The sequence below is a fragment of the Streptomyces sp. SID10853 genome, from assembly GCF_010548145.1.
Classification (GTDB): Bacteria; Actinomycetota; Actinomycetes; order Streptomycetales; family Streptomycetaceae; genus Streptomyces.
Genome location: NZ_JAAGLN010000004.1, coordinates 107,294 through 113,526 on the forward strand (window position 1 = coordinate 107,294; position 6,233 = coordinate 113,526).

General features: G+C 70.0%; 8 protein-coding genes. 3 read left to right on the top strand and 5 right to left on the bottom strand.

Annotated elements, in window-relative coordinates:
• Positions 1 to 26: 26 nt before the first annotated feature.
• Together G3I19_RS02535 and G3I19_RS02540 are read right to left on the bottom strand one after the other, a co-directional pair.
• Complete coding sequence (locus tag G3I19_RS02535) at positions 27 to 632, bottom strand: TetR/AcrR family transcriptional regulator (RefSeq protein ID WP_164258959.1); 606 nt, start codon at positions 630 to 632, stop codon at positions 27 to 29.
• Positions 633 to 735: 103 nt separating this feature from the next.
• Positions 736 to 1,188: an ATP-binding protein gene (locus G3I19_RS02540; RefSeq protein ID WP_164258961.1), complete on the bottom strand. Its 453-nt coding sequence runs from the start codon at positions 1,186 to 1,188 to the stop codon at positions 736 to 738.
• Positions 1,189 to 1,346: 158 nt separating this feature from the next.
• On the opposite strand from G3I19_RS02540, the gene G3I19_RS02545 reads away from it, so the two are divergent.
• Positions 1,347 to 2,192, top strand: a complete 846-nt coding sequence (locus G3I19_RS02545; protein WP_164258963.1) for a helix-turn-helix transcriptional regulator — start codon at positions 1,347 to 1,349, stop codon at positions 2,190 to 2,192.
• Positions 2,189 to 2,380 carry a DUF397 domain-containing protein gene (locus G3I19_RS02550; protein WP_164258965.1) on the top strand — a complete coding sequence of 64 codons (192 nt, stop codon included), beginning with the start codon at positions 2,189 to 2,191 and terminating at the stop codon, positions 2,378 to 2,380. The genes G3I19_RS02545 and G3I19_RS02550 overlap by 4 nt, the downstream gene beginning before the upstream one ends.
• Positions 2,381 to 2,407: 27 nt before the next feature.
• Here G3I19_RS02550 and G3I19_RS02555 read toward each other — a convergent pair whose 3' ends face one another.
• A complete protein-coding gene (locus G3I19_RS02555) occupies positions 2,408 to 3,361 on the bottom strand; it encodes a nucleoside hydrolase (RefSeq protein WP_164258967.1) in 954 nt (317 codons plus the stop codon).
• 72 nt (positions 3,362 to 3,433) lie between these two features.
• Positions 3,434 to 4,783, bottom strand: coding sequence for an MFS transporter (locus tag G3I19_RS02560; RefSeq protein ID WP_203599044.1), 1,350 nt, complete (start codon positions 4,781 to 4,783; stop codon positions 3,434 to 3,436).
• A gap of 210 nt (positions 4,784 to 4,993) precedes the next feature.
• On the opposite strand from G3I19_RS02560, the gene G3I19_RS02565 reads away from it, so the two are divergent.
• Complete coding sequence (locus G3I19_RS02565) at positions 4,994 to 5,812, top strand: GntR family transcriptional regulator (protein ID WP_164258971.1); 819 nt, start codon at positions 4,994 to 4,996, stop codon at positions 5,810 to 5,812.
• Positions 5,813 to 5,884: 72 nt separating this feature from the next.
• Here G3I19_RS02565 and G3I19_RS02570 read toward each other — a convergent pair whose 3' ends face one another.
• Positions 5,885 to 6,097, bottom strand: coding sequence for a hypothetical protein (locus G3I19_RS02570; RefSeq protein ID WP_203599045.1), 213 nt, complete (start codon positions 6,095 to 6,097; stop codon positions 5,885 to 5,887).
• Between the last annotated feature and the right edge of the window lie 136 nt (positions 6,098 to 6,233).

Sequence of the window (6,233 nt, forward strand, 5' to 3'; positions counted from 1 at the left end):
TTCTGGCTCCTGATGGGTCATCACATTCATGGCTGCGCGGGCGGGTCGGCCCAGAAGCGGAGAAAGGCCGACACCGCCTGGTCGGCCAGGTGCAGGGCGCGGTCGAATCCGACGTCCTCGATCGCACCGATACCGGCCAGGCCGTGCAGCGAGCCCCACAGCAGGTCGCAGGCGTCCTCGATACCGGCGGGTCCGACTTCCGCTCCGGCACCGGCCGCCCACCCGCGGATGATCTCCTGTGTGAACACGAGCACGTCGGTGGCGGCCGCCCGGCGGGTGGAGGCGTCGACGTCCGTGCCGGGCCCGCCCGACATGAGCTGGTAGAGCCCCGGCCGCGACCGGGCGAACTCCAGGTACGCGGCGGCCGCCACATGCGGCCCACGCGACGGCGGTTCACCGGCCACCGCGGCCCGCATCCGCTCCAGCAGGTCGGCGTTGACCCGCTCCAGCAGCTTCCGCAGGACGGCGTCCTTGCCCGGGAAGTGCTGGTAGATCACTGGCGCGCTGTAGCCGATCTCGGCGGCGATCCGCCGGATCGTGACGGCCTGCCAGCCCTCCCCTTCCGCCATCCGTTCCGCGGTGTCCAGGATTTCGGCGAAGGTCCGCCGGCGTACCTCTTCCCGCTTTCCCACCCGAACTCCTTACAGCGTTAGGACTTCTAACGCCGTTAGTATTTTGCGGGGCGGCGGATCTGTCAAGCGCTCGCCCGGGCCTGAGGCGGGGGCCCCGTCCGCGTCAGCGGGAACCCGCCCCCGCCCCCTCCATCTCCACTTCGGCGAACACGGTCTTGCCCGGCCCCAGTCGCTCTCGTACGCCCCACCGCGCCGCCACTGCCTCGACGAGGAGCAGTCCGCGCCCGCCGTCCGCGTCACCCGGAGGACAGAGGCGGACCGGCAGTCCGGGATGCGTGTCAGAGATCTCGATCCGGATCACTCCCGTACCGGCGTCGTACCTGAGCCGGAGCGCGAAGTCCCGGCCGGGGACACGGCCGTGCAGCACCGCGTTGGCCGCCAGCTCCGCGACGAGCAGGGCCACCGAATCCGACGCCGCACTGCCGTACGGGACACCCCAGGCGTCCAGCTGATGGGCGGCGAGACGCCGGGCCAGCCGGGCGCCACGCCGGGTGGCGGAGAAGCGCTGGGCGAACGTGCGGACAGGGGAGGGCACTTGGGCCGCAGGGAGGGTCATGGGTCCCAGAGTTGCCAGATCACAGCGGCACCCGACAGGCCCGGCACCCGTACAACCGGATCTGTATGGGTGGGCGCCCTGGACTGGGCGGGTCACTGCGCGTAACGATGCCCCTGCGAAGCGCGTTCCCGGAGTACGGGACCGAAAGGCGGACGGCGATGGCGGCGGACAGCAGCGGCGGCACGAACAGCGAACCCGAGATGTCGGACAGTCTCAAGACCTTCGGTGTGGTGCTGAAGGCCCTGCGGGAGGAAGCACGCCTCACACAGGAGGAGTTCGGGCCACGTGTGGGGTACTCGGCGCACTATGTCGCCAAGATCGAGCAGGGCAAACGCTTCCCGCCGGGCGTGCTGATCGAGCGGAGCGAGGCGGCGCTCGGGCCTCTCGCGGGGCGCGTGCTGGCGGCCGCCGCGCGGAGCCTCACGCGCCGGGCGGGGCTGGCCTCGTGGTTCCTGAAGTGGGCGGGGGTCGAGCAGGACGCGATCTCGCTGTACACATACGAGACCCGCAGCATTCCCGGGTTGCTGCAGCCGGAGACATACATTCGCGCCATCTATGACCGGCGGCTTCCGCCCGTTACGGAAGAACAGCTTGAGCGCCAGGTGGCCGCACGGCTCGACCGGCAGCGAATCTTCACCGAGAGGCCGGAGACCGCCTTCAGCTTCGTCCTCGAACAAGCGCTTCTGGAACGCCGGATGGGAGGGGACAGCGTTACCGCCGATGTCATCGACCATCTCTTGCACATGGGGACCTGGCGCAACGTGGAGATCCAGATGATGCCGCTCCGTCAGGAAGACCACGTGGGCGTCGACGGTCACATGTATCTGGCAGAGACGGCGGACCACCGGTGGATCGGATACACGGAAGGACAGCGATCCAGCAATCTGATCTCGGCTCCGAAGGATGTGAGCGTGCTGCTCCAGCGCTATGGGAAGCTGCGTGCTCAGGCGCATGATTGCCGGGCCACGGTGGACCTGCTGAAACGAATGCGAGGAGCGCTATGAGCGGCGTGAGGCTGGACTGGTTCAGGAGCAGTTACAGCGGCAGCGAGGGCGACAACTGCGTCGAGGTCGCCATCCTCCCCGACGCGATCCGCGTCCGTGACTCCAAGGACATCCGGCGCCCCGCGCTCACCCTCTCCCCCGCCGCCTGGGCGGCCTTCGCCGCCGGAGCGGGTGCCGGCCAGGGCTGACGGGGGCGGGCGGAGCGGTCCGGGACGTCAGAGCGTCAGGAGCCGCTGGACGAGGTGGGCGGCCGAGTCCGGGCCCGCTTCGAGCACGACCCGGCAGTGGGCGCCTTCCTGCGGCGGGTAGTCGAGGAACTGGCCGCGCAGATCGCAGACGGTCTGGCCGCGGCCGGGACCCTGGGTCGCGTCGACCACCACATCGACGTTCGGCGCCAGCGTGGGCACCACGCCTCCGACGGCGATGGCCGCGGCCAGCGGGTCGTGCACCGCGCAGCAGCGGCGGCCGAAGGTCTCCAGGTAGAAGTCGTAGTAGAGGTCCATCATCTCGCCCAGTGCGGTGGGCAGCGGGCGGCCCGAGTCCAGCAGGCGCTGACGGTCCTCCTCCTCCAGGGTGTGGGCGAGGGTGACGTCCAGCGGGACGAGCGTGATGTCCCACGGCGCGGCCATGACCTCGGCGGCGGCCTCGGGGTCGTTGTGGATGTTCGCCTCGGCGACCGGGGTGACGTTCCCGCTCTGGTGGGCGGCGCCGCCCATGATGGTGATGTCCGCGACCAGCGAGGTGAGTTCGGGCTCACGGCGCAGGGCCTCGGCCACATTGGTGAGCGGGCCGGTGGTGAGCAGCCGCAGCGTGCCCCGGTGGGCACGGGCCAGCTCGATGATCATGTCGGCGGCGTCCTGTGCGACGGCCGACTGGGCCGAGTCGGGCACCGTGATGTCACCGATGCCGTTGTGGCCGTGGATGTGCGGCACGGAGCCCGCGTACGTACCGGCCTGGGGGTCGGCCGCACCGACGGCGACAGGGATGGTCGCGCGGCCCGCGAGCTGGGTGAGCGCCAGGGTGTTGCGGGCCGCCTGCGCGGAGTTGACGTTGCCGCTGACGGTGCCGATGCCGACTATCTCTATCTCCGGGGAGGCCAGCAGATAGGCGAGCGCCATCGAGTCGTCGATGCCGGTGTCGCAGTCGAAGTAGAGCGGCTGGGGCGTCATGGGGGGGCTCCTTGGGGTTCGGGGCGTGTGAAGGCCCGGGAGGGGGTGGGCGGTTGTGGTGCGTACAGGCTGTCAGTCCGCTCGGCGGGTGATGAACAGGCTGGCCACCAGGGCCAGGACGGTGATGCCCACCGAGATCCACAGGGCGGTGCTGTAGCCGGCGTGGGTGGCGCGGGCCGCGTACGGGGCGACGATGCCGATGCCGGTACTCGCGCCGATCCCGAAGGCGGCGCTGTTGAGGCCGGGCAGCGCGGCGGGCGCGTCCTTGGGCGAGTTCAGCACGCCGAGGCCGTTCACCGTGGTCAGGACGAGGCCGTTGTACGTGATGCCGAGGAAGGCGACCGCCGCGAAGACGGTCCACTTCTCCAGCGGGTACGAGGCGATGACGCACAGGGCCACGATGCTCAGGACGAGACCGACGCGGAGGGTGATCAGCCAGCCCCGCCGGTCCGCCAGCCGGCCGGCCATCGGGGCTGCGGCCAGCCCGATCAGCGCCGCGGGGGTGAGGAAGAGCAGCGACGACTCGGTGGCGTTCATACCGAAGCCGATTTTCGGGCTCTGGCTGATGACGACCACGGTGAAGTTGATGACCGCGAAGATTCCGGACAGGGCGATCACGGTCGTCGCGATGACCGGCCACACCTCGCGGGACTTGAGGTGCTTGAGCGCGATCAGCGGGGTGGCCTTCCGGCGCTCGACCATGCCGAAGGCGACGGCGGAGACGACGGTTCCGGCCAGATAGCCGAGGGTGCTCGCGCTGTGCCAGCCGTCGGCGAAGCCGTGCGAGACGAGGTACGTGACGCAGTACAGCGCGACCGACAGGGTGGCGGCGCCCCACCAGTCCATCCGGCCCTTGTCCGGCCGCCCGTCCTTGGGCAGGACGAACGCCACACAGACAGCGGCCGCGACGCCGATCACCAGGATCACGGCGAAGATGGACCGGTAGCCGAAGGCGTCGGAGAGCCGCCCGCCCAGAAGGCCGTCCACGCCGCCGACACCGCCGTTGATCGCGGTGATCACACCGAGGGCGGTGGCGAAGACCTTCTTGCTGAGCCGCTCGTTGAGGACGACGTACGCGATCTGGAAGGCGGCACTCGACGCACCCTGCAGCACCCGGCCGGTCAGCAGGACCGGCAGGTTCGGGGCGACGAGGCAGAGGACCGTGCCCACCGTGGTCACGAGCAGGACCACGATGAGGATCCTGCGGCGCCCCCAGAAGTCGCTGAGGCGGCTCAGTACGACGCCGGTGATCGCCCCGGCGAGGAAGAACAGCGAGGAGACCTGGGCTATGCCGTCCACGCTTCCGTGGAGCCGGCGCGCCATCTCCGGCAGCGCCGGGGTGATCATGCTGGCGTTCAACTGGTAGGCGATGACGCTCAGCAACAGCGTCGCGACGAGCGTGGCCGCCTTCCTGCCGTGCAAGAGGCCCTTTTCTGCGGCTTCCAGTGGTTTTGCTTCGCTGATTCCTGGGCTGGTGCCCGGACTGCCTGTGTTCACAAGGAACCTCATTGTTACAGTGAGTCACACTCTTGGCTGATGTGAGATGTTATACCTCTCGGTCCGACATGCGTCTAGTGCCGACGGTTTTCTGGTTAGATGGACCGGACCACCAGTAGCGAAGCGAGGTGCGCCGTGGCTGTCACCGTCCCCACCGTCGACGGGTTTCTGGCCGAACCCATGACCGTCGCCGTAGGGCAGCCACTGCGGGTGGCGGTCTACTCACGCCTCGCGCACGGCATCAGGGACCAGGTCTTCCCGCTCGGCTCGGCCCTGCCCAAGGAGGCCGACCTCGGCGCCCGGCTGGGAGTGAGCCGCACGGTGGTGCGCGAGGCCCTCATGCTGCTGGAGGAGGACGGCCTCATCCGCACCCGCCGGGGGGTGGGACGGTTCGTCAGCCAGACCCTCCCGCGCCAGGGCCTGGAGCAGCTGCAGCCCTTCGAGGAGACGCTCACCACGCCCGATCAGCCGGTACGCACCGAGCGCCTGGAGATGAACCTCCAGCGCACCACCGACTTCGTCCTGCACGGCCTCGGGCTCGAAGAGGGCAGCAACGCCTGGTTCTGCGAGACCCGGCTGACCCGCGGCACCGAGCAACTGGCCCTGATCCAGGAGCACATCGCGTGCGGATCCGAGCTGCGCGCTCTCTCCCCCGTGGTGGCCGACCGGGTGCAGGAGCTGCACGACAGTCCGCGCACCCTGCTCGGCGCCATGATCGGCATGCTGGGCCCGGTCTTCGGCCCCGGCGAGTGCACGATCACCGCCGGCATCGCCGGAGCCACCCGCGGCAGGCTCCTCAAGCTGCGCCCCACCGACCCGCTGCTCATCATCACGCAGACCGCACAACTGGGCGGCAGGCCCGCCTACCTGGCCAAGTACCTGGTCGCCCCCACGAGCGACCCGCTCTCCATCCTCCAGCCGCCCCAGCCGGGCGCGGCACCCGTGCGGCCCTGAACCGAGCCCCACGGAGCGGGGCCGGCCGCTCAGCCGTGCCGCCCGGCGGCCGGCCGGTCAGCAGTGGCTCGCTCAGCAGTGGGTCGAAGGGCCGCTCTGCCGGGTGAAGTTGTCGTTGGACATCCAGCCCGAGGTGTTCGTACCGGCGATCCGGATGTAGGTCCACCGGTTGCCGTACGCGTTGGTCACGTAGCAGTGGAACCAGACCTTCTTGCCCGACGCGGCCAGTGCCACGGCCGGGCACGACTGGTACGGCCCGGTTTCGATGTGGTAGCTGCCCGCCATGGACGCGTACGAGCCGGGGTTCGGGTCCTGGTGGCTCCAGCCGCCGCAGCTCTTCGACACCGAGGACGGTTTCGTACTCGGCGACGCCGGTGCGTCCGTCGGCTTCCCGGCGCTCCCGCCGCCGCCCGTGCCGCCC

Excerpts from the sequence above, each read along its gene's own strand:
- G3I19_RS02555 (WP_164258967.1), bottom strand. The coding sequence starts at position 3,361 with ATGACGCCCCAGCCGCTCTACTTCGACTGCGACACCGGCATCGACGAC.
- G3I19_RS02540 (WP_164258961.1), bottom strand. The coding sequence starts at position 1,188 with ATGACCCTCCCTGCGGCCCAAGTGCCCTCCCCTGTCCGCACGTTCGCC.
- G3I19_RS02550 (WP_164258965.1), top strand. The coding sequence starts at position 2,189 with ATGAGCGGCGTGAGGCTGGACTGGTTCAGGAGCAGTTACAGCGGCAGC.
- G3I19_RS02545 (WP_164258963.1), top strand. The coding sequence starts at position 1,347 with ATGGCGGCGGACAGCAGCGGCGGCACGAACAGCGAACCCGAGATGTCG.
- G3I19_RS02570 (WP_203599045.1), bottom strand. The coding sequence starts at position 6,097 with ATGGCGGGCAGCTACCACATCGAAACCGGGCCGTACCAGTCGTGCCCG.